Raw genomic sequence first — 21596 nt, 5'->3', positions numbered from 1 at the left:
CGCACTATATCGGCGCTTGCGAATTGCGACATGTTAACGACGTTATTAGTGTGGGAAATAGATTAAATGAAGAAATATGCGCTAGAGAAAATACATGCCTAAACAATCATTTGATTGTTAAAAGACTGTTGATTTGACTGACTTTTATGGATCTACACCAAAAAAATTGCCCATATTTTTGCTTCAAATTACATAGCAATCGTTGGCGCTCACAAACCTGCACTCATGACTTATTAGTTAATAATTTGTTAAAACGCTTATGCGACGAAAACTGTTTGATTTGCACAACAGAACGACCGCCGCCGAACCACCTGCGGGACGAAAAAAAAGCCGGCGACCCCAGGGGGTCCCGGCGCGTGCGCGCGGTCAGCGGGTTCAGCCGGCGCCGTGACGGGCCAGAAAGGCGTGCAGCGCGGCCGCCCCGGCGCCCGGTGGCGTGTCGCCCGCAGCCGTGCAGAGCAGCAGCTGCCGCGTGGCCCAGCTGTCGCTGAGTGGGCGCGCCACCACGCGCTCGCTGGCCAGGCGCAGCGCTGTGGCCTGCGGCACCACCGCCACGCCCACACCGTCACCCACCAGTTGCATCACCGTGTCCAGCCCCCGCACACGCACCCGGTGGTGCAGGCCGCGGCCGTGCTGCAAGGCTTTGTCGTACAGGAGGCGGCTGAGACCGCTTTCACTGGGCAGGCCCACGAAAGGCCGCTGCAGCAGGTCCACGAAAGGCAGTGCTTGCCGCGATGCGCGCGCGCCCTGGCGCGGCAGCACCGCCACCAGGCGGTCCTCACGAAAGTGCCGCGTGGCGAGGCCCTCGGTGCCCACGTAGTCGGCCAGCACGCCAATGTCCGCCTGCTCCTGCCGCATCGCCATCAGCGCGTCGCGGCTGCCCAGCTCGCGCAGGTCGACGTCGATCTCGGGATGTGCCAGCAGAAAGCGCCCCAGCAGCGGTGGCAGGTGCTCTGCCATGGCTGCCGTGTTGCACAGCACGCGCACCGTGCTGCGCACCCCGTGCGCGTGGGCCGCCATATCGGCATGCAGCGCCTCCATGTCGCGCTGCAGCCGGCCCGCGTGCAGCAGCAGCGTGCGGCCCGCATCGGTGGTGCGCACACCTTGTTTGGAACGCAGCAACAAGGCTGCGCCCACCGCGTGCTCCAACTGTTGCAACCGCGTGCTCGCCGCCGCCAGTGAGAGGTGGATGTGGCGCGCGCCCGCCGTGATGGAGCCATGCTCGACGACCGCGGCGAAGAGGCGCAGATCGAACGGGTCGATGCGGTAGGTGGGGGTGGCGGGCATGGACGATCCTCCGGCTTTGGCGGAGGATACCTCCGCGCTTTCGCGATGGACAGATCCGCGGGCGCGCCGAACCATGGCGGCCATGGACACACTCTGGCTCTGGTCGATCCCCCTCGTTTTCCTGGCCGCGGGCGCGGTCAAGGGCGTTTCCGGCATGGGACTGCCCACCTTCTCCATGGCCCTGCTCGGCCTGTTCATGCCGGCCACGACCGCCGCCACGCTGATGCTGCTGCCTTCGCTGTTGACGAATGTTGCGCAGTGCATCGGGCCGCATGCCGGGGACTTGTGGCGCCGCCTGTGGCCGATGTGGCTGGGCCTCGTCGCGGCGACGCTCTGGAGCCCCCTGCCCGATCTGGCCAGCACCGGCACGACCGCGCGCGCCACACTGGGCGCGGTGCTGGTGGTCTATGGGCTGTGGGGACTGGTCAAGCCAGCGCTGCCGCAACCGGGCCGCTTCGCGCTGCCGGCCGGCAGCTTGGCCGGCATGCTCTCGGGCGTGTTGACCGCGGCCACCGGCGTGTTCGTCATGCCCATGACGCCATTCCTGCAATCGCTGCGGATGGAGAAGGACGCGCTCATCCAGGCGCTGGGCCTGAGTTTCCTGCTCGCCACGCTGGCGCTGGCGGCGCGCCTGGGGCCGGTGGCGCTGTGGGGCGGCAGCGCGCTCCCTCTCACGGCGCATGCGTTGGCCCTGCTGGCGGCGTTTGCAGGCCTGTGGCTGGGCGCGCGCTGGCGCCAGCGCCTGCCGCTGCCGGTGTTCCAGCGCGCGCTCTTCGCGGTGTTCACCGCCTTGGGCCTGCTGATGCTGGCACGCGCAATGTAGGGCTGCGGATCTCGTGCAAGGCGGGCCGGGCAACATGCCCATCCGCACGAGAAATCGGCGATGGCCGCCCACCGCCGGCATACTGCGCCTGTCGACCACCACAGATTGCGCCATGAACCAGGACACACCCGACACGCCATCCCCCGCCGCCGACGCGCCGCCTCGGCCACCCACGGATCTCGGCCCGATGACCATGACCTTGAAGCCGCTCTCCGGCTCGGTCATGCTGCGCGTGCTGCTGGTGGCGGCGACGGTGGCCTTCGTCTGGATCCTGCTGCCGTTCTACGGCACCATTCTTTGGGGCGCGATCATCGCCCTGCTGTTCACGCCGCTGTACCGGTGGCTGCTGCCGCGCATGGGCGAACGCCGCAACCTGGCCGCGCTCACCACGCTGGCGGCGGCGATCGTGGTGGTGGTAATGCCGGCGGTGCTGGTGGCCAGTTCGCTGGCGCGCGAAGCCAGCCAGCTGTATGCGCGCATCGAGTCCGGGGAACTCAAGCCGGCGCAGACCCTGCGTCACATGTTCGATGCCCTGCCCGACTGGCTCACCGACCTGCTCGCGCGTTTTGGACTGGGCAATTTCGAGCTCCTTCAACGCAAGCTCGCACAGATCCTCACGCAGGGCAGCCAGTTCATCGCGACGCAGACGCTCAACTTCGGCCAAGACCTGCTGGGCCTGGTGGTCGGCCTGTTCATCGCGCTGTACCTGGCGTATTTCCTGGTCCGCGATGGTGGCGCGCTGGTGCGCTCCATCCGCATGGCGATCCCGCTGCCGCCCGAGGACAAGCAGGAGCTGCTGCAGCAGATGGGTACCGTGCTGCGCGCGACGGTCAAAGGCAACCTGGTGGTCGCGGTGGTGCAAGGCGCGCTGGGTGGCCTGGCGTTCTGGGCCCTGGGCATCAACGCCGCGCTGCTCTGGGCCGTGCTCATGGCCGTGCTCTCGCTGCTGCCGGCGGTGGGCGCGGGCCTGGTGTGGGGGCCGGTTGCGATCTGGCTGTTCGCCACCGGTCAGACCCTGGAAGCGATCGGACTCGTGGCCTTTGGCGTGCTGGTGATCGGCTTGGTCGACAACGTCCTGCGCCCCTTGCTCGTGGGCAAGGACACCGGCATGCCCGACTACCTGGTGCTCATCAGCACCGTGGGCGGCATCGCGGTGATGGGCATCAACGGCTTCGTGGTCGGCCCGGTGATCGCGGCCATGTTCGTGGCGGTGTGGGACATCGGCACGGCCACCCGGGTACGCGCGCGCGCCGCGGCGATGGCGACCGACGATGCAGGTGCGCAGGCCCTCCCTGCCGAGCCGGTCGTACACGAGGTCAAATCGCCCCCCGCGGCCCCGTGACAACAACCCGTGACAACCGCCACATGAACCTCTCTACCCTCTGCGCCGCCGCGCTGGCCCTGGGACTCTCGGCCTGCGCCAGCCCCACCACCCCCGCGCCGCCGGCCGGCGAGCGTGGCCCCATCCTGTGTACGCAAGACGTGATGCAGTGCCCCGATGGCCGCTTCGTGGGCCGCACGCCGCCCGGCTGCGCCTTCGTGTGCCCCGCAAGCGCGTCCGGCACGCGCTGATGTGCCGCTACCGCGTGATGGCAATGCCGCGTGGCGCCAGGCCGGTGGCGAAGGGCGAGCCTGCCACGCGGGTAAGTGCGCCGGTGGTGGGGTGGATCGCATAAGCCGAGATGCCGGTCGAAGTCGAATGGCTTACGTAGGCAAACCTGCCGTCCGGATCGATCGCGATGACACCCGGGGGCAGACCCGTGTCGAATGGCGAGCCCACCACGTTCGAGAGTGCGCCGGTCGCGCTGTTGATGGCGTACGCCGACACGTTGTTGTCGTTGGAATTCGTGACGTACACGAACTTCCCGCTGGGATCGATCGCGATGCTCTCGGGCCCTGAGCCCGCGAGGAACGGCGACCCCGGCGCGGGCGCCAGCGCGCCGGTGGCGGCGTGGATGGCGTAGGCGGAGACGCTGCCGCCGCCAAGGTTGACCACGAAGGCGAACTTGCCATCGGGGGACACCGCTAGCGCATTGGGCATCGCGCCCGCCAGCGCCCGCGGCCCCGCCAGCTCGGTGAGCGCACCGGTGGTGGCGTCAACGGCGTAGGCCGCCACGTCGTTGGTGCCGCTGTTGGCCACATAGGCGAACTGGCCTCCCGGCGCGACCGCAAGGTCGATGGGAAAGCTGCCCGGTCCCACCGGGGTACCCGGCGCGGCGGTGAGCGTGCCGGTGCTGGCGTCGATGGTGAAGGCCGCCACCGCGTTGCTGGCGGAGTTCGTCGCGTAGGCAAACCGGCCCGTGGGCGAGATCGTCAACGCGGTGGGACGGGCGCCCGCCGGGGTGGAAGGACCTGGCAGCACCGCCAATGCACCCGTGGTGGGGTGGATGGTGTAGGTCAGGATGTCCCTCGAAGCCCAGTTCAACACATAGGCGAATGGCCCCGCGGGGTGCACCGCCACCGCGTAGGCTGTGTTGCCGGCCGGAAACGGCGAGCCTGGCAGGGGGGTGAGCGCGCCGGTGGTGGCGTCGGCGCGGTAGGCCGAGACTTGGTTGCTGAGCTGGTTGGCCACGTACACAAACCGCTCGCGGGCGGGCGGCGGTGGGGCGGTCGGCGCCACGCCGGCGTCGCCGCCACAAGCGGACAACCCGATCCACAACGAAAGGCACAGAGCCCCTGGCAGGCGGCGGGGGGAAAAACGGCGGTAATGCAACATGCGTCCATCCTTTTTGAAAAGCTGCGGGGGATGGGTGGCTTTCCCGACGACCTTTGCGCTACTGGTTTCCCCTGAGCGCGCCAGCCGTACCGCCGCCCGGCCGTGCAGCGATGTACAGAGCGGGAACCCGCTACGCTAGGAGCCTCTCTCAACACGACCTCTTTCCGAAAGACAGGAACCTCTTCACCCATGCCCACCGCCTTGAACCACCCCTCCCCCACCCTGCCATTCGCCCCGTTCGGCGCAAACCTGTCATGAAGCCCTTGATCTGGAGTGTGTTCGGCCTGTTCGCGCTGTGCTGGACGGGCCTGGCCGCCGCCTCGGTGCAGGTCACGCAATGGCTGCTGTCGATGCTGGCCTCGGGCCAGGCCACGAGCACCGCCAGCGCGGCCGGCCAATGGGAACTGCCCGGCTGGTTGACCAGCTGGATCGACCCGACCTGGCTCGGTGCCCTGCAGACCGCCTGGCTCGGTCTGGTGCAAGGCCTCGCGCGGGTGCTGCCCCATGCCTCGGGCCAGTTGGTGGAATGGGTCGCGCCCGTGGTGTGGGCAACCTGGGCGCTGGGCCTGGTGGCCCTGCTGGTGCTGGCCACCGCGTTGCACTGGCTGGCGGGGCGGCTTCAGACCCCGGCCACGCTGCGCCAGAGTGGCGGCGCGCCCTGAGCCTCTCTCTAGAATCACCCCTTCGCCACCCTTCGCACGAAGCGCCGCCTTGACGCATCCCGCCACCCTGCCCGATACCTGCCCGCTCTACGTGGACCTGGACGGCACCCTCACCCTCAGCGACACCTTGCACGAATCGGCAATGCTGTTCGTGCGGCGCAACCCGCTGAACCTGTTGCGCATGCTGGCGTGGCTGCCCAGCGGAAAAGCGGGCTTCAAGCAGCGCCTGGCCGACGCGGTGCGGCCCGACCCGGCGCACCTGCCGTACCACGAAGCCTTCGTGGACCATCTGCGCGCCGAACACGCACGCGGCCGCCCCCTGGTGCTGGCCAGCGCGGCGGACGCGCGCATCGTGCGCGAGGTGGCCGACCACCTGGGCGTGTTCGACGACACCATCGGAACCAACGCGCAAGGCGATGGCGTCAACCTGAGCCGCGCGAACAAGCGCGCCGCCATCGACGCCCATGCGCGCGCGCACGGCCACACCGCCTGGGCCTATGCCGGCAACAGCCGCGACGACCTCGAGGTGTGGGCCGGCAGCGCCCAGGCCATCGCGGTGAACGCCCCGTCGGGTGTGGTGGCCTCGCTGCAACGCGAGCAACCCAGCGCCCAGGTGTTCGAGCGCAAGCCCTTGAGCCTGAAGACGGTCTTGCGCGCGATCCGGCTCAAGCAGTGGTCCAAGAACGGCTTGCTGTTCGTGCCCCTGCTGGCCGCCCACTCGCTCGATCCGGCGCTCTGGGGCGCGGTATTGATCGCCTTCATCGCGTTTGGCCTGTGCGCCTCCGCCACCTACCTGGTCAACGACCTGCTGGACCTGCCCAACGACCGCGCGCACCGCATCAAGCGCCACCGCCCGCTGGCCTCAGGCGCGATCGGCATCGTGCCGGCGGTGCTGCTGGGCGCGGTGATGCTGGCCCTGGCCTTCGTGCTCGCCTTCCAGGTGTCGACCGCCTTTGCGGTGGTGCTGCTGGCCTACACCGTGACCACCCTGGCGTACTCCCTGGTCCTCAAGCGGCTGGCGCTGATCGACGTGCTGGTGCTCTCGGGCCTGTACACGCTGCGCATCGGCGCGGGCGCGGTGGCCTCGGGCGTGGACCTGTCGAACTGGCTGCTCGCCATCTCGATCTTCCTGTTCCTGAGCCTGGCGCTGATCAAGCGCTGCGCCGAACTCGAAGAACTCGAAGACGAGGACCGCACGCTCGCCCCCGGGCGCGGTTACCAGGCGCGCGACCTGGCCTCGTTGCGCGCCATGGGCATGGCCAGCGGCTTTCTCTCGGTGATGGTGCTGGCGCTGTACATCGACAGCCAGAACAGCCAGAAGCTCTACGCCCACCCCGACGCGTTGTGGCTCGCCGCGCCCGTGCTGCTGCTGTGGATCATGCGCATCTGGCTCAAGACCGGGCGGCGCGAACTGCACGGCGAAGACCCGCTGCAGTTCGCCTTGAAGGACCCGTTCAGCTGGGTCACGCTGCTCGTGATGGGCGGCATCGGCCTGGTGGCCACCGTCGGCCTTTGACCTCCGGAGATTGTTCCCCATGAAATCCATTGCTCTGGGCCTGGCCGTGTTCTGCGTGCTGCTCTCTTCGGCCGCGCAGATCGCCATGAAGCGCGGCATGGGCGCGCCCAACGCGGCCGCCGACGTCGGCAGCACCTATGTGCACGCGCTCACCAGCCCGATGGTGTGGCTCGGCCTGGTGCTCTACGGCGCCAGCGCCTTGCTCTGGCTGTGGGTGTTGTCGCGCCTGGACGTGAGCATGGCCTACCCGCTGGTGAGCCTGGGTTTCGTGGTCACCATGGCGCTGGGCGTGCTCTGGCTCGGCGAGCCGTTTTCCTGGCTGCGGGTAGCCGGTTGCACCTTGATCGTGGTGGGCGTGTCCTTGCTCGCCATGGACGCCTGACTTCTATTGACCATGCACGCCTCCGAATTTTCCGCCCACGCCTCGCGCCAGATCTTCTGGGGCGCGTTCGCCCTCACGCTGCTGCTGAAGATCGCCATCGCGGCGACCTTCCCCATCACCGGCGACGAGGCCTTCTTCTACCAGTGGGGCGTGTTCCCATCCTGGGGCTATTCCGATCACCCACCCATGGTGGGCTGGCTGCTCGCGCTGCTGCGCCTGGGCGGCGACCATCCGCTCATGCTGCGCAGCTTCACGCTGCTGGTCACCAGCGCCATCGCGCTGGGCGTGGTCGACGTGTTGCGCCGCCATCTGCCCGAAGACCGTGAAGCCAGCGCCTGGCTGGCGGGCGCGGTGTACCTGGCCATGCCCTGGTCGTGGCTGTTCGTGCTGGTGACCACCGACACGCCGCTGGTGTTCTTCATGGCGATCTCGGTCTGGTGCTATCTGCGCGCCGACACCCACACCGGCCCCGGCCGCGGCCTGGGCTGGTACGCGCTGGCCGGCCTGTTCCTCGGCCTGGCCTTTCTCTCCAAATACTTCGCGGCCCTGCTGGGCTTCGCGTACGCGGCGCATTGTTTTGGCTGGCGGCGCCAGCGCTGGTGGGCACCGTTCCTGATCTTCGCGTTCGCGCTGCCCTCGATCGCCTTCAACGTCGCTTTCAACGCCACGCACGGCTGGAGCAACGTGATGTTCAACGTGTTCAACCGCAACGAGGGTTCGCACTGGTCGCTCAGCACCTTCGCCGGGTACGTGGCGATGGCGGTCTACCTGCTCACGCCGTGGCTGCTGTGGCGCGCCCTGGCCGCGCGCGAAGCGCCGGGCATGTCGCCCACCACCGCGCGCACCCTGGCGGTGCTGTGGCTGTTTCCGCTGATCGTGTTCGCGCTGCTGAGCACGCGGCGCACCATCGGCCTGCACTGGGTGCTGGGCTTCGTGCCGATCTTCGTGGTATGGGCCGGGCTGCGGCTACAGGCGCGGCCTTTGCGGCGCAGCCTGTGGTGGACCGTGGCGCTTTCCGTGCCCCACCTCATCGCGGTGGCGGCGGTGGCATGGGCGCCGCTGTCGTGGTGGCAGCCGTTCAAGATTTACGACCGCGCGGTGTTCCTGCGCGAGACCGCCGCCATCGTGCAGGCACTGGAGCAGGACCTGCCGGCCGGTGCCACCTTGATGGGCCGCACCTACAACCCTTCGGCCATGCTGGCGTTCCACCACAAGCAGTACGTGCCGGTGTTCGGCGTGGGCCGCCACCATGCGCGGCAGGACGACCAGATCATCGATTTCCGCCAGTACGCGGGCCAGCCGATCCGCGTGTTCCTGTACGACGAGCCCCACCTGGCCGATTTCGCGCCGTACTTCGAGCGGGTGAGCACGAAGCGCTTCGAGGTCGACGGCGTGGCGTTCTTCGCGGTAGACGGCGTGGGTTTCAAGTACCAGCCGTTCCACGACGACGTGCTGGCCACCGTCGCGCGCGAATTCCACGATGTTCCGCGCTGGCTGCCGGTGCTGGGCAGCCCATTTTGCGAGCGGTACGGGTTCGCGGCGTGTTCGCCGGGGCGGTGAGGCTCAGCGCTCGCGCAGGCTTTCGCTGGTGTGCTGCAACCGGTGCAAGCCCGCATACACGCCCGCAGGGTTCTTCAGCAGGTCGGCGTGCGTGCCCATTTCCACGATCTGGCCCCGCTCCATCACCACGATGCGGTTCGCATCGCGCACCGCGCTCAGGCGGTGCGCGACGATGATCACCGTGCGCCCGCGCGCCATCGCCTTCATGTTGTTCTGGATGATGTGTTCGCTCTCGTAGTCCAGCGCGCTGGTGGCTTCGTCGAGGATCAGGATGCGCGGGTTGGTCATGAGCGCGCGCGCAATGGCGATGCGTTGGCGCTGCCCACCCGACAACGTAGAGCCGTGTTCACCCACCAGCGTGTCGTAACCCTCCGGCAGTTCGGTGATGAAGTCGTGCGCGCCGGCCATGCGAGCGGCGGTCATCACTTTGGCGAGGGGCGCGCCCGGGTCGGCCAGCGCGATGTTCTCGCGCACGGTGCGCGCGAACAGCGCGTTTTCCTGCAACACCACGCCCACCTGGCGGCGCAGCGAACCGGCGTCGGCCAGCGCCAGATCCATGCCGTCCACCAGCACCCTGCCCCGCTCGGGTATGTACAAGCGCTGGATCAGTTTGGTCAACGTGCTCTTGCCCGAGCCCGAGCGGCCGACCACGCCGATCACCTCGCCGGGCGCGATGTCGATCGACAGGTTCTTGAGGGCCTCGGCACCCTCTGGCCGGTAGCGGAACACCACGCCGTCGAGCGTGATGCGCCCCTGGAGCGGCGGCAACGCGTTCTTGCCGCCGGCCACCTCGGTGCGGCTGTTGAGAATGTCCCCCAGGCGTTGCACCGAAATGCCGATCTGCTGAAAGTCCGTCCACAACTGCGCCAGGCGCATCACGGGTTGGGCCACCTGCCCGGCCAGCATGTTGAAGGCGATCAACTGACCCACGCTGAGCTGGCCCTCGATGACCAGCTTGGCACCGAAGTACAGCGTGGCCACCGTGACCAGCTTGGAGACCAACGTGACGCCGCCGTTGGCCAGGGTGCCGATGGTGGCCGTGCGAAAACCCGCCGACACGTAGCCCGCCAGCTGGTTGTCCCAACGCGTCGTCCACTTCGTCTCCACGGCCATGCTCTTGACGGTGTCGATGTGGCTGATGGTCTCGACCAGGAAGGCCTGGTTCTCCGCGCCCCGGTTGAACTTCTCGTTCAGGCGCGCGCGCAGCACCGGCGTGGTGACCCCCGTGAGGATGGCGTAACACGGCAGCGACAACACCAAGATCAACGTGAGCCAGACGCTGTAATACGCCATGACCGCGAGGAACACCACGGAGAACAGCAGGTCCAGCACCACGGTGAGTGCGTTGCCGGTGAGAAAGGCGCGCACGTTTTCCAGTTCGCGCACCCGCGCCACGGAGTCGCCCACGCGGCGGGCCTGGAAGTAGGTCAGCGGCAAGGCCAACAAGTGCCGGAACAAGCGCGCACCCAACTCCACATCGATGCGGCTGGTGGTGTGCGAGAACACATAGCTGCGCAGCGCCGTGAGGGTGACCTCGAACACGACGACTGCGGCAAAGCCGATCGCGATCACATCCAGGGTGGTGGTGCCCCGGTGCACCAGCACCTTGTCCATCACCACCTGGAAGAACAGCGGCGTGATGAGCGCGAAGATCTGCAGCACGAAGCTGACGACCAGCGTTTCGAGCAGGAGGTGGCGGTACTTCACGATCGCCGGAATGAACCAGGTGAAGTCGAAGCGGGCCATCTCGCCGGCCACCGAAGCGCGGGAGGTGAACAGAATCAGCTCGCCGCTGGGCCAGCGGGCGTGCAGCTCGGCCATCGACAGGGGCTCCGGCCGGCTGGCGTTGGGCGATTCGATCAACGCCTTGTCGGCGTCGACCCGGCCGAGCACGAAAAACGACTCACCCCCTTGAGCGTCTCGGCACACGGCAATGGCAGGCAGAGGCGTCTTGTGCAGACGCGCCCGATCGGCCTTGATGCATTTGGCCTGCAGTCCCATTTTTTTCGCCGCCAGCAAGATGGTTTGCGTCTGGAACGGGGCATGGGCGGAAGAGGTGTCGCCGAACTCGTGCGCCAACTGATCACCGTCGGCCGCCAATCCATGGAAACGGGCCATTTTTATAAGACAGACCAGGCCGGAGTCCAGCGACGGCGGTGGTTCCGAAGACAGGACCTCGGCAAGCTGTCCGATCACATGGGCGTGAGTGAAACTCGGCCCTTCCAAAGTCGTGTCCGTCATGGCTTTTGTCGTTTGTTCTTGAAGCAGCGGTTGCGCGCTCTGCCGGCCCCACGCGCCCATCAAGGGTTCGGGGGCTAGCTTTTCGCGAGGAGGCGAAGTGTCAGGTCCAGTTCGCGGCGATCACCGGGGCCAGTGCGCTTTGCAGTGCGGGCGTGAGCGTGGTCTGGCCGGGAGGCGGCGGCGAGAACGCGGCCATGGCTTGCACCAGCGCGTCGATCTGGCTGGCGAGCAGCACCTGGTTGTCTGCCGCCTGAAACTGCTCCACCTGTCTGTAAGGACTGGCGTACCAGTCCTTGATCACCACGCCTTCGCTCGACCCCATCAGCGTCACGTCCAGATCGTTCCCATCCCTGCTGAACCATAGCTGGTCATGCGCGATGCCCTGGCCGAACTGCAGGGTGTCGTCATACCCGGCATAGCCCATGGAATGGTTCACACCCCACTCGGTGATGGTGTCACGCCCGTCACCCAGGTTGAAGATGTAGGTGTCGGCCGACCAGCTGTCGCTCGCGCTCAGCGCATCGTCTCCTTGACCACCTTCGAACATCCCACGGCCATGAAGGGTGTCGTTGCCAACACCGCCTCGCAGCGTGTTCGCGCCAGCGGTGTCGGTGATCGCGTCATTCCCGTCACCTCCGTCGATCCAGTCGTTGCCGCCTGCGCCGTTGATGCTGTCGTTGCCCGCACCACCGAAGACCACGTCGCTGCCTTCACCGGCGTTGATGTTGTCGTTGCCATCGCCCCCGTCAAGGTAGTCGTTGGCACCCTCGCCATTGATGGTGTCGTTGCCACCGTTGCCATGGATCAGATCAATGCCATCCCAGCCCCTGATGACTTCAGCGCCTTCCCCGGCCTGGTAGGCCTGCGGCATCCTGGCCATGAGCGGCGCCGTGTTCCACGCCGTGCCATCGGCAAACGCCACCTTCTCGATGAAGCGGTACGCCCGGTTGATGTCCGTGGAGAACCATTCCTTGACCGTGATCTGGTCGTTCTCGTTGAGCCAGAACACCATGTCGTTGCCGACGCGCCGCAGCTGCACGTCGGCCGCCGTGATGCCGGGGCCGAACTGCAAGGTGTCCTCGTACCCCGCATAGCCTATGGATTGGTTCACGCTCCACTCGGTGATGGTGTCGTGCCCGTCACCCAGGTTGAAGATGTAGGTGTCGGCCGACCAGCTGTCGCTCGCGCTCAGCGCATCGTCGCCCTGGCCTCCTTCGAACACCCCACGGCCATGAAGGATGTCGTTCCCAGCACCGCCTCGCAGCGTGTTCGCGCCAGCGGTGTCGGTGATCGCGTCATTCCCGTCACCCCCGTCGATCCAGTCGTTGCCGCCCGCGCCATTGATGCTGTCGTTGCCCGCACCACCGAAGACCACGTCGCTGCCTTCACCGGCATGGATGTTGTCGTTGCCGTCACCCCCGTCAAGGTAGTCGTTGGCACCCTCGCCATTGATGGTGTCGTTGCCACCGTTGCCATGGATCAGATCAATGCCATCCCAGCCCCTGAGGACTTCAGCGCCTTCCCCAGCTTGGTAGGCCTGCGGCGTCCTGGCCATGAGCGGTGCCGTGTTCCACACGGCTCCATCGGCAAACGCTACCCGCTCGATGAAGCGGTACGCCCGGTTGATGTCCGTGGAGAACCATTCCTTGACCGTGATCTGGTCGTTCTCGTTGAGCCAGAACACCATGTCGTTGCCGACGCGCCGCAGCTGCACGTCGGCCGCCGTGATGCCGGGGCCGAACTGCAAGGTGTCCTCGTACCCCGCATAGCCTATGAATTGGTTCACGCTCCACTCGGTGATGGTGTCGTGCCCGTCACCCAGGTTGAAGATGTAGGTGTCGGCCGACCAGCTGTCGCTCGCGCTCAGCGCATCGTCGCCCTGGCCTCCTTCGAACACCCCACGGCCATGAAGAACGTCGTTCCCAGCACCGCCTCGCAGCGTGTTCGCGCCAGCGGTATCGGTGATCGCGTCATTCCCGTCACCTCCGTCGATCCAGTCGTTGCCGCCTGCGCCGTTGATGCTGTCGTTGCCCGCACCACCGAAGACCACGTCGCTGCCTTCACCGGCGTTGATGTTGTCGTTGCCATCGCCCCCGTCAAGGTAGTCGTTGGCACCCTCGCCATTGATGGTGTCGTTGCCACCGTTGCCATGGATCAGATCAATGCCATCCCAGCCACGCAACACGTCCCCCATTTCTCCTGCCTGGTAGGCCTGCGGCGTCTTGGCCATGAGCGGCGCCGTGTTCCACACCGTGCCATCGGCAAACGCTACCTTCTCGATGAAGCGGTACGCCCGGTTGATGTCCGTGGAGAACCATTCCTTGACCGTGATCTGGTCGTTCTCGTTGAGCCAGAAGACCATGTCGTTGCCGACGCGCCGCAGCTGCACGTCGGCCGCCGTGATGCCGGGGCCGAACTGCAAGGTGTCCTCGTACCCCGCATAGCCTATGAATTGGTTCACGCTCCACTCGGTGATGGTGTCGTGCCCGTCACCCAGGTTGAAGATGTAGGTGTCGGCCGACCAGCTGTCGCTCGCGCTCAGCGCATCGTCGCCCTGGCCTCCTTCGAACACCCCACGGCCATGAAGAACGTCGTTCCCAGCACCGCCTCGCAGCGTGTTCGCGCCAGCGGTATCGGTGATCGCGTCATTCCCGTCACCTCCGTCGATCCAGTCGTTGCCGCCTGCGCCGTTGATGCTGTCGTTGCCCGCACCACCGAAGACCACGTCGCTGCCTTCACCGGCGTTGATGTTGTCGTTGCCATCGCCCCCGTCAAGGTAGTCGTTGGCACCCTCGCCATTGATGGTGTCGTTGCCACCGTTGCCATGGATCAGATCAATGCCATCCCAGCCACGCAACACGTCCCCCATTTCTCCTGCCTGGTAGGCCTGCGGCGTCTTGGCCATGAGCGGCGCCGTGTTCCACACCGTGCCATCGGCAAACGCTACCTTCTCGATGAAGCGGTACGCCCGGTTGATGTCCGTGGAGAACCATTCCTTGACCGTGATCTGGTCGTTCTCGTTGAGCCAGAAGACCATGTCGTTGCCGACGCGCCGCAGCTGCACGTCGGCCGCCGTGATGCCAGCGCCGAACTGCAAGGTGTCCTCGTACCCGGCATAGCCTATGGATTGGTTCACGCTCCACTCGGTGATGGTGTCGTGCCCGTCACCCAGGTTGAAGATGTAGGTGTCGGCCGACCAGCTGTCGCTCGCGCTCAGCGCATCGTCGCCCTGCCCACCTTCGAACATCCCACGGCCATGAAGAACGTCGTTCCCAGCACCGCCCCGCAGCGTGTTCACGCCAAGGGTGTCGGTGATCGCGTCATTCCCGTCACCTCCGTCGATCCAGTCGTTGCCGCCTGCGCCGTTGATGCTGTCGTTGCCCGCACCACCGAAGACCACGTCGCTGCCACCCTCGGCATTGATCGTGTCGTGGCCCGCTTCCCCATACACCGTATCGTCGCCCGAGGTTCCCGTGAACATTTCGTCGCCAGCTGTCCCAAAGAACAGACCGAGGCCCATGTCCCGGACTTGGGCCGGTACCGCAGACCCGGCCGGCAGCGCTGTCATCCACAGCTTCAGCTTGTCCATGGCAACATACCCTGCCTGCTCCAGCACGTCCTGCGCGACATGGATCAAGTGGGCGAGATCCAGGATGGTGTCGCCCTCGTTCAGCGCATAAGCCGCATTCAACCGCGCATCCAGCGCCGTCGCGTCCAGACGGATACCTTGTTCGTCAATGACGAGTTCGATGCTGTCCAGATAGGGCTTCAACCGGGTCTGCATGACCAGCGCGCCGTACACACTGGCATGCAGCGCGGCATAACTCTGCTCCAGCAACTCCTGCCTGTAGGGGCCGGTGGAAACCTGTGTCGTCCCGGTGCTCAAAGCCACGTAGTTCTGCGCATTGAAGGCCTCCAGCACCGCGATGCGCTGCTTCCACAACGCCGTGTTCACCGCGTCCATGCCATTGAGGGCATAGCTCACCGAGCGTCCGCTGGCTTCCCACTCGGTCACGGTCGCGAAATCGCTGGTGTTCGCCCACGCCTGCAGGATCGGGTCGATCAGCGCGCGTTGCGCGTCTCGTGTGCTGGCCGCGCTGAACTGTTCCAGCAGCAAGCGCAACGGCTCGCTGAGCATGGCCGCTTCGCGCAAATCGCGCACCGCACCCGAGCCCTGCATGTCAGGCAGCGCTGCCACGTCTTCGCTGATGCCGATGGCTTCTGCGAACTCCCGGTAGAACGGGTTCTCGGCGAACCACGCGTCGGTATAGGTGCGGCTCTGCCCCTGGATGGTGAAGCTGCCCCGGCCGTCCAGGCGCGTGCCATCGGCCAGGGTCTGGGTGAAGGCGTTCTTGTTCAGGCCGATCTGGGACAGCCCCATCTCACCGAGCGAGAACAGTTCGCCTTCGTCGCTCAAGCCGTCCTGGTCCAGGTCACGCCAGACGCGCAGGCGGGCGAAGGCCGCGTCACCGCCGTCCAACACGCCGTCGGCATTGCCGTCCAGTTCGCGCAGCGCGGCATAGCCGTCGGCGGCGCGCTTGCCATTGGCCAGCAAGGTGTTGTCGCCGAAGAGTTCTCGGCCTGAGTCGATCCGGCCGTTGCCGTCGCGGTCGAGCACGAGCAGGCCATCGTCGGCAGCAGCCCAGGCCGTGCCCGTGCGAATGCCGTTGGCATCGTGGTCGAAGGTAATGGCGCCGCCATTGAACCGGCTGATCTCGATGCCGTCTCCATCCAGGTCCAGGATGATCGGGGAACCGGATTGTTGGGAAGTGCGGAAATGGGTGTTGACTGTGGGGTTGACCTTGTCCCACAAATTGAAGCCGGCATACTGCCAAATAGGGTTCCATACCAGCGTCTGAACGAAATCGGTCCAGATGTTATTTGGTGTCATCCCTGGTGACAACTCATGCGGAATGATCTCGGCCTCGGCCAAAGCGGTCAACGCCCACACCGTGCAATGCGAGCCGAAGATCAGCGAATAAGGAGGAGGGTTGGCAGTAGTCCGATCAATAAAACCGCTCAATCGATTAAACGCCTCTTGATCTATAAGAAAGACACCGGAACTGGCATTATGCTGAGTAATCAGATCATCTCGAACCTCCCCCGGACCATTTAACCCTTCAAGGCCCTTTTCGGCTGGATAGAAGCCTCGCGCCACGATGGTTCCATCTGGGTACTCTATATAAATCCATGCATGAATTCGAGCGTTATCCGTAAGCACGCCCGAACGAATCTCAACTTTATACATTATCTGACCTCCTTTAAAATCACATGAACAATAGGCTTCACATTAGAAAATAGGCGGGCCTTCTCTTCCCTTGACTCCTGATATCCCACAACTTCCACGGTAGCGCGTCTCCCATTTGCGTAATAGGCATTCACCGCAGATTGAATTGCACGACTGATTGCCTGTGGCCTGATAGTGTGAATTTTGTATATCTGTACGGTTCTGTGTTCATCAGTACCCGCACGATACACAATCTCATTCCGGACACATTCATTGATATCCTTGCACACGCCTTCTTCAACAAACACCCGAATTACCTCTCTGGCAAGCTGATCAGCCTGTTCCGGGAACGTGAAAGGGCCGGCGTGCGCAGATGGCAGGAGCTGTATTGAGAATACAATCGCGATCAAGAATAAATTTACATTTTTCACGGTAGATCCAATTCAAATCGCTATTTCAACTTAGATTTTTGCTATGTTCACATGTCTCTGGGCACAATGAATGTTGCTACTTCAAGCTCGTCGCCGCTTCGCGGCCCCTTGATTAAATGAAAGATAAATACACTGCCAGCAACATCCATCCATCCATACGCGAATCCCATACAGGAAATCGCAACTGCCTGTATAAGCAACGCCATTCTTGTTGAGGGTTGTTCTTTCGCCAACTCATCCTGACTCACCTGATCAAACCTTGTTTTCCTGATCAAAAAAAATACCTCTTTTATAAATATGCGCAAAACGATCTGACAAATAGAAATGATCATCAATGCCATGATGCACATCAAAATTCCCGCATAAATTGGTGCGCCAATTACGCCTTTCGCAAGCAGAAAAAAGGCCAAAGCGCCAACTATTCCTGCAATAAAAAATGGGAGAAATGAATTTCTCGAATATGTTCCTAAAAATCTCATTACCTCTATCTCCTCCTTGGGCAGCCCCGCCATCAAGGACAACCGCCTTCACATATGTTCAACCGCCACGATAAACGCGAAGCGCACCGCTCAATACTTCCACGGGGTATAAAAACCTACTAAATTTTGATGGAAACTCGCTTCTTGTGTGGGATTAATGCAACAAAAAGCATCCAACACTCAGGTGCAGACCGTATCTGTCCCAGTTTTTGCTGCATTTCGAGCGTATGAGCGTGAAGCGCTCCGAGGCCGACGGCGCGGCCTTCGAATGCAAGCCGATGTAGACGATGTGCCGGGCCACCCGGTGAATTGGACAACCTGGGGAAGCACCTTCCCCCCAACGCTCTCCCGCCGGCGTGCATGCCCTGCCCCCTCGTCCGCTATGCGGGAGAGGGCGGGGATGAGGGTTGTCTCGGTCCTGTCAGGTCAAGCCGAAAACGGCACCCGCGCCGCCACCGCGCACATCAGCTCATAGCTGATGGTCCCGGCCGCGTAGGCCACCTCGTCGATCGGCAGCACCGCGCCGCTCGACGACCGGCCCCACAGCACCACCTCCGAGCCCATGCCGCAGGCGGGCAGATCGGTGAGGTCCACCATGAGCATGTCCATGCTCACGCGGCCGATGAGGCGCGTGCGCATTCCCTCCACCATCACCGGCGTGCCGGTGGGCGCGTGGCGCGGGTAGCCATCGGCATAGCCGCAGGCCACGACGCCCACACGCATCTCGGCGTCGGCGGTAAAGGTCGATCCGTAGCCGACGGTGTCGCCCGCCTGCAAGGACTGCAGGCCGATGATGCGGCTGGACAAGGTCATGGCCGGCTGCAGGCCCCAGTCGGCGGCCCGCTTCTCGGGGTGGTCGGGCGCGCCGCCGTACAGTGCGATGCCTTCACGCACCCAGTCCGCTGCCAGGTTTTGCGAGCCCCCCAGCGCCTGCCCGGCAAAACGCAGCAGGGCCGCGCTGTTGCAAAGGCTGCGTTCACCCTGCAGGTCGGCCGTGGCCTCTTCGAAGGCGGCCACCTGGTGCGCAATGCCACGCGCGCCGTCGGCGTCGCTGAAGTGGGTGATGAGCGAGATTTCTTCCACCTGCGGCAGCGCGTTGAGCCGCGCCCACGCGCTGCGAAATGCCGCGGACTTGAAACCCAGGCGGTTCATGCCGCTGTTGAGCTTCAGGAACACGCGGTGCGGCACCTGGGTCTTGTGCGCGGCCAGCCAGTCGATCTGCTCGGTGCAATGCACCGTGTGCCACAGGTGCAGGCGCGAACACAGTTCCAGGTCGCGCGGCTCGAACACGCCTTCGAGCAAATGGATGGGACCGCGCCAGTCGAGTGCGCGCAGGCGTTCGGCTTCGGCCAGATCGAGCAGCGCAAAACCATCGGCGGCACGCAAAGCATCGAAGCAGCGCTCGATGCCATGGCCATAGGCGTTGGCCTTGACCACCGCCCACACCTTGGCGTCTGGCGCGGCGTCGCGCGCGCGTTGCAGGTTGTGGCGAAGGGCATCGGGATGGACGGTGGCGAGGATCGGGCGCGGCATGTCGGACAGAGGGTGTGCGGTAAAGCGCAAAGGCCGGGAATTCAGGGGCAACTATCGGTCGCCATCGGGTCAACCATGACCCGGGAGCGTCAAGACCGCGTGCTATAACCCCGCATCGTTTGGAGACGCCCGTCAACTGTCGCACAAAAAGCCGGAGCTCCCCCACGCGTGGCCTGTGCCACCGGGGTCCGGCACACAAATCATCGCCATGAAGCGCGGCTTCTACACCATCATGACGGCGCAGTTCTTCAGCTCGCTGGCGGACAACGCGTTGTTCGTCGCCGCCATCGAACTGCTGCGCACACGCGGCGCGCCCGAATGGCAAAGCGCCGCATTGGTGCCCCTCTTCGCCTTGTTCTATGTGGTGCTCGCGCCCTTCGTGGGCGCGTTCGCCGACGCCTACCCCAAGGGGCGGGTGATGTTCATCAGCAATGCCATCAAGGTGCTGGGCTGCCTGCTCATGCTCACCGGTGTGCATCCGCTGCTGGCCTATACGCTGGTCGGCCTGGGTGCGGCGGCGTATTCGCCGGCCAAGTACGGCATCCTCACCGAGCTGCTGCCGCCCTCGCAACTGGTCAAGGCCAACGGCTGGATCGAGGGCCTGACCATCGCCTCCATCATCCTGGGCGTGCTGCTGGGCGGCCAGTTGGTGAGCCCTTGGGTGTCTGGCCTGTTGCTCTCCGTCGACATACCGGGTTTCCACACCGGCATTCACCATCCGGCGCAAGCGGCGGTCGCGGCACTGATGGCGGTCTATGCGCTGGCGGCCTGGTTCAACACGCGCATTCCGCTCACCGGCGTCACCTCGCGCCCGATGCCGAAAAACCCGCTGGCGCTGTTGCCGGACTTCTGGCGCTGCAACAGCCGCCTCTGGCGCGACCGCCTGGGGCAGATCTCGCTGTCCACCACCACGCTGTTCTGGGGGGTCTCGGGCAACCTGCGCTATATCGTGCTGGCCTGGGCGGGCGCGGCGCTGGGCTACACCACCACGCAGGCCTCGTCGCTGGTGGGCGTGGTAGCGGTGGGCACGGCGGTGGGCGCGGTGATCGCGTCCATGCGCATGCGGCTGGACCAGGCCACACGCGTGATGCCGCTGGGCATCGGCATGGGCCTGCTGGTGATCCTGATGAATTTCATCGATAACGTCTGGGTGGCCGCGCCTTTCCTGGTGCTGCTGGGCGGACTGGGCGGTTTCCTGGTGGTGCCCATGAATGCCTTGCTGCAGCACCGGGGCCACAACCTGATGGGCGCGGGCCGCTCGATCGCGGTGCAGAACTTCAACGAGCAGGCCTGCATCCTGGGCCTGGGCGCGGCTTACAGCTTTTCCACCGGCATGGGCCTGTCGGCCTTCGCCGCGATCACGGCCTTTGGCGTGCTGGTCGCCGGCTGCATGGGCCTGATCGCGCTGTGGCACCGCTACAACCAGCGCCACCATCCGCACGAGCTGGAGCGCCTGCTCGAAATCGCCCGCCGCGACGACTTACATGGTTGACTAGAACCCCACGTTCGTGGGCGCGAACGCGTCGAGGTTGACGAGCCGGTGGTGGGCCAGCACCTTGTACAGCTCGCCCTCGCCCACCGAGCGCGACAGGTAGGCGTCGCTACCGGCCAGGCCGGCCTTCATGCGGTCCATGCTGCCCGCGGTGGGCGCGAACATGATGACCACCGGCGCGCCCTTGGGGCCTTTGGTTTGCTTGGCCGTGCGGCAGACGTGGTAGCCATCGGGGTCGCCCTTGAGGCGGTCGACCACCACCAGGCGGTAGGGATGCGCCTTGAGCATCACCAGGGCCTGCGCCGCTTCGCGCGACCAGTCTACGTTCAGACCATAGCGCCTGAAGCGCTTGAGCAGGATGCGGCCTTCCACCAGGCTTTCGGCCACCAGCAGCATGTCGCCGCGCGCCACCTCGGGGACGTTGGCCTTGTCCGATGCGATGCGCGAACGCGGCGCACGCGTGGCGCGCGCGGGCGCGGGTGTGGGCAGGGGCAGGTCGTCCAGGCCGCCGAAGTCGGTCATGCGCACGACGCCGGTCTGCGCGGCGGGTTTCGCCCGTGCCGGTGGCGGTGGCGGCGCTGACACGGGCGCTGCAGCAGGCGCAGCGGCCGCGGGTGCTTCCCGCTGCATCGGACGCGTGAGCGGGAATTCGGTGTCGGCCGAACGGCTTCGGCGCTTCACCGCGGGTACCAGGGCCGGTGCGTCCTCGGCGCCATACGGCACGGTCATGGAGAAGCTGCGGTCCGCGCCCGCGCCGGGCAGCAGCGAGGGTGGGTAGTCCGGTCCCGGCGTGTGCGTGTGTCCGCTCGCCAGCTGCATGCTTACGTCCAGCCCTTGCAGTTGGGAAACCTGGAACGACCGATCGGCCTGCGCCACCATCGACGGTGTCGCCACCCTACGCGGCGGCGACGCTGACCCACGCCTGGCGCCCACGATCTCGTCGAGCGCGGCCAGCAGCGCCACCAGCTTGACCGGCTTGCGGTGCAGGGGCCAGCCCGTGCCGCTGTCGGAGCTGCCGACCAGCAGCACCCGGCCAGGCAACTCGGCGTCGCGCACGAGCAGCACGGCCTGCAGGTTGTCGGCGTTGACGATCAGGATCTGGACGCCGATCACCTCGTCCTGCACCTGGTAGGCCGGCGGCCGGCGCGAGGCCAGACGAAAGAACGATTCGAACGTGGACGACTCGCTTTGCGAAAAACCCACCAGTGCCACCGAATACGCTGCCGCCATGCCCAGTCCCCAGCTGT

At 65.3% G+C, this 21596-nt stretch carries 16 protein-coding genes; 8 read left to right on the top strand and 8 right to left on the bottom strand.

Features of this window, described 5'->3' with window-relative positions; genetic code table 11:
• Positions 1-375: 375 nt before the first annotated feature.
• A complete protein-coding gene (locus F9K07_RS01685; RefSeq protein ID WP_159588761.1) occupies positions 376-1287 on the bottom strand; it encodes a LysR family transcriptional regulator in 912 nt (303 codons plus the stop codon).
• A gap of 82 nt (positions 1288-1369) precedes the next feature.
• On the opposite strand from F9K07_RS01685, the gene F9K07_RS01680 reads away from it, so the two are divergent.
• From F9K07_RS01680 to F9K07_RS01670, 3 genes are all read left to right on the top strand, one after another.
• Positions 1370-2110, top strand: a complete 741-nt coding sequence (locus F9K07_RS01680; protein ID WP_159588759.1) for a sulfite exporter TauE/SafE family protein — start codon at positions 1370-1372, stop codon at positions 2108-2110.
• A gap of 193 nt (positions 2111-2303) precedes the next feature.
• Positions 2304-3452: an AI-2E family transporter gene (locus tag F9K07_RS01675; protein WP_201451561.1), complete on the top strand. Its 1149-nt coding sequence runs from the start codon at positions 2304-2306 to the stop codon at positions 3450-3452.
• Positions 3453-3475: 23 nt separating this feature from the next.
• Entirely contained in the window at positions 3476-3682 is a 207-nt protein-coding gene (locus F9K07_RS01670) for a hypothetical protein (RefSeq protein ID WP_159588757.1), read from the top strand.
• Positions 3683-3689: 7 nt separating this feature from the next.
• Here the strand turns inward: F9K07_RS01670 and F9K07_RS01665 are convergent, their stop codons facing one another.
• Positions 3690-4826, bottom strand: a complete 1137-nt coding sequence (locus F9K07_RS01665; protein ID WP_159588755.1) for a lactonase family protein — start codon at positions 4824-4826, stop codon at positions 3690-3692.
• A 254-nt stretch (positions 4827-5080) separates the two neighbouring features.
• On the opposite strand from F9K07_RS01665, the gene F9K07_RS01660 reads away from it, so the two are divergent.
• Genes F9K07_RS01660 through F9K07_RS01645 form a run of 4 tightly spaced genes read left to right on the top strand, consistent with a single transcriptional unit; the run spans position 5081 to position 8946 of the window.
• A complete protein-coding gene (locus tag F9K07_RS01660) occupies positions 5081-5488 on the top strand; it encodes a hypothetical protein (protein ID WP_159588753.1) in 408 nt (135 codons plus the stop codon).
• Positions 5489-5537: 49 nt separating this feature from the next.
• The gene (locus F9K07_RS01655) at positions 5538-7004 is read left to right on the top strand and encodes a UbiA family prenyltransferase (protein WP_159588751.1); all 1467 of its coding nucleotides are present in this window, start codon (positions 5538-5540) and stop codon (positions 7002-7004) included.
• Positions 7005-7023: 19 nt separating this feature from the next.
• Complete coding sequence (locus tag F9K07_RS01650) at positions 7024-7386, top strand: SMR family transporter (RefSeq protein WP_159588749.1); 363 nt, start codon at positions 7024-7026, stop codon at positions 7384-7386.
• Positions 7387-7398: 12 nt separating this feature from the next.
• A complete protein-coding gene (locus tag F9K07_RS01645) occupies positions 7399-8946 on the top strand; it encodes an ArnT family glycosyltransferase (protein WP_159588747.1) in 1548 nt (515 codons plus the stop codon).
• A gap of 3 nt (positions 8947-8949) precedes the next feature.
• Here the strand turns inward: F9K07_RS01645 and F9K07_RS01640 are convergent, their stop codons facing one another.
• The 5 genes from F9K07_RS01640 to alr all read right to left on the bottom strand — a co-directional run bounded on the left by F9K07_RS01640 (position 8950) and on the right by alr (position 18857).
• Positions 8950-11187: a type I secretion system permease/ATPase gene (locus F9K07_RS01640; RefSeq protein ID WP_159588745.1), complete on the bottom strand. Its 2238-nt coding sequence runs from the start codon at positions 11185-11187 to the stop codon at positions 8950-8952.
• Positions 11188-11287: 100 nt separating this feature from the next.
• The gene (locus F9K07_RS01635; protein WP_159588743.1) at positions 11288-16078 is read right to left on the bottom strand and encodes a calcium-binding protein; all 4791 of its coding nucleotides are present in this window, start codon (positions 16076-16078) and stop codon (positions 11288-11290) included.
• 356 nt (positions 16079-16434) lie between these two features.
• Positions 16435-16824, bottom strand: coding sequence for a hypothetical protein (locus tag F9K07_RS31700; RefSeq protein WP_236581775.1), 390 nt, complete (start codon positions 16822-16824; stop codon positions 16435-16437).
• Positions 16825-16892: 68 nt separating this feature from the next.
• Positions 16893-17357, bottom strand: coding sequence for a hypothetical protein (locus F9K07_RS01630; protein WP_159588741.1), 465 nt, complete (start codon positions 17355-17357; stop codon positions 16893-16895).
• A 393-nt stretch (positions 17358-17750) separates the two neighbouring features.
• Positions 17751-18857 (bottom strand): alanine racemase, encoded by a 1107-nt coding sequence (gene alr, locus F9K07_RS01625; protein WP_159588739.1) that lies wholly within the window; start codon positions 18855-18857, stop codon positions 17751-17753.
• Positions 18858-19065: 208 nt separating this feature from the next.
• Between alr and lplT the strand changes: the two genes are divergently transcribed.
• Positions 19066-20349, top strand: coding sequence for a lysophospholipid transporter LplT (lplT, locus tag F9K07_RS01620; RefSeq protein WP_159588737.1), 1284 nt, complete (start codon positions 19066-19068; stop codon positions 20347-20349).
• Here lplT and F9K07_RS01615 read toward each other — a convergent pair whose 3' ends face one another.
• Positions 20350-21579, bottom strand: a complete 1230-nt coding sequence (locus tag F9K07_RS01615; protein WP_159588735.1) for a response regulator — start codon at positions 21577-21579, stop codon at positions 20350-20352.
• Between the last annotated feature and the right edge of the window lie 17 nt (positions 21580-21596).

The organism is Hydrogenophaga sp. BPS33, assembly GCF_009859475.1.
Lineage (GTDB): Bacteria > Pseudomonadota > Gammaproteobacteria > Burkholderiales > Burkholderiaceae_C > Hydrogenophaga.
This window is presented reverse-complemented; position numbering and strand designations above follow the sequence as displayed.

What these genes read in the sequence shown, in the direction of transcription:
- F9K07_RS01675 (WP_201451561.1), top strand. Translation starts at nt 2,304, where the DNA reads ATGACCTTGAAGCCGCTCTCCGGCTCGGTCATGCTGCGCGTGCTGCTG.
- F9K07_RS01650 (WP_159588749.1), top strand. Translation starts at nt 7,024, where the DNA reads ATGAAATCCATTGCTCTGGGCCTGGCCGTGTTCTGCGTGCTGCTCTCT.
- F9K07_RS01635 (WP_159588743.1), bottom strand. Translation starts at nt 16,078, where the DNA reads ATGACACCAAATAACATCTGGACCGATTTCGTTCAGACGCTGGTATGG.
- F9K07_RS01665 (WP_159588755.1), bottom strand. Translation starts at nt 4,826, where the DNA reads ATGTTGCATTACCGCCGTTTTTCCCCCCGCCGCCTGCCAGGGGCTCTG.
- F9K07_RS01660 (WP_159588753.1), top strand. Translation starts at nt 5,081, where the DNA reads ATGAAGCCCTTGATCTGGAGTGTGTTCGGCCTGTTCGCGCTGTGCTGG.
- F9K07_RS01615 (WP_159588735.1), bottom strand. Translation starts at nt 21,579, where the DNA reads ATGGCGGCAGCGTATTCGGTGGCACTGGTGGGTTTTTCGCAAAGCGAG.
- F9K07_RS01640 (WP_159588745.1), bottom strand. Translation starts at nt 11,187, where the DNA reads ATGACGGACACGACTTTGGAAGGGCCGAGTTTCACTCACGCCCATGTG.
- F9K07_RS01630 (WP_159588741.1), bottom strand. Translation starts at nt 17,357, where the DNA reads ATGGCGGGGCTGCCCAAGGAGGAGATAGAGGTAATGAGATTTTTAGGA.
- alr (WP_159588739.1), bottom strand. Translation starts at nt 18,857, where the DNA reads ATGCCGCGCCCGATCCTCGCCACCGTCCATCCCGATGCCCTTCGCCAC.
- F9K07_RS01685 (WP_159588761.1), bottom strand. Translation starts at nt 1,287, where the DNA reads ATGCCCGCCACCCCCACCTACCGCATCGACCCGTTCGATCTGCGCCTC.
- lplT (WP_159588737.1), top strand. Translation starts at nt 19,066, where the DNA reads ATGAAGCGCGGCTTCTACACCATCATGACGGCGCAGTTCTTCAGCTCG.
- F9K07_RS01645 (WP_159588747.1), top strand. Translation starts at nt 7,399, where the DNA reads ATGCACGCCTCCGAATTTTCCGCCCACGCCTCGCGCCAGATCTTCTGG.
- F9K07_RS01680 (WP_159588759.1), top strand. Translation starts at nt 1,370, where the DNA reads ATGGACACACTCTGGCTCTGGTCGATCCCCCTCGTTTTCCTGGCCGCG.
- F9K07_RS01670 (WP_159588757.1), top strand. Translation starts at nt 3,476, where the DNA reads ATGAACCTCTCTACCCTCTGCGCCGCCGCGCTGGCCCTGGGACTCTCG.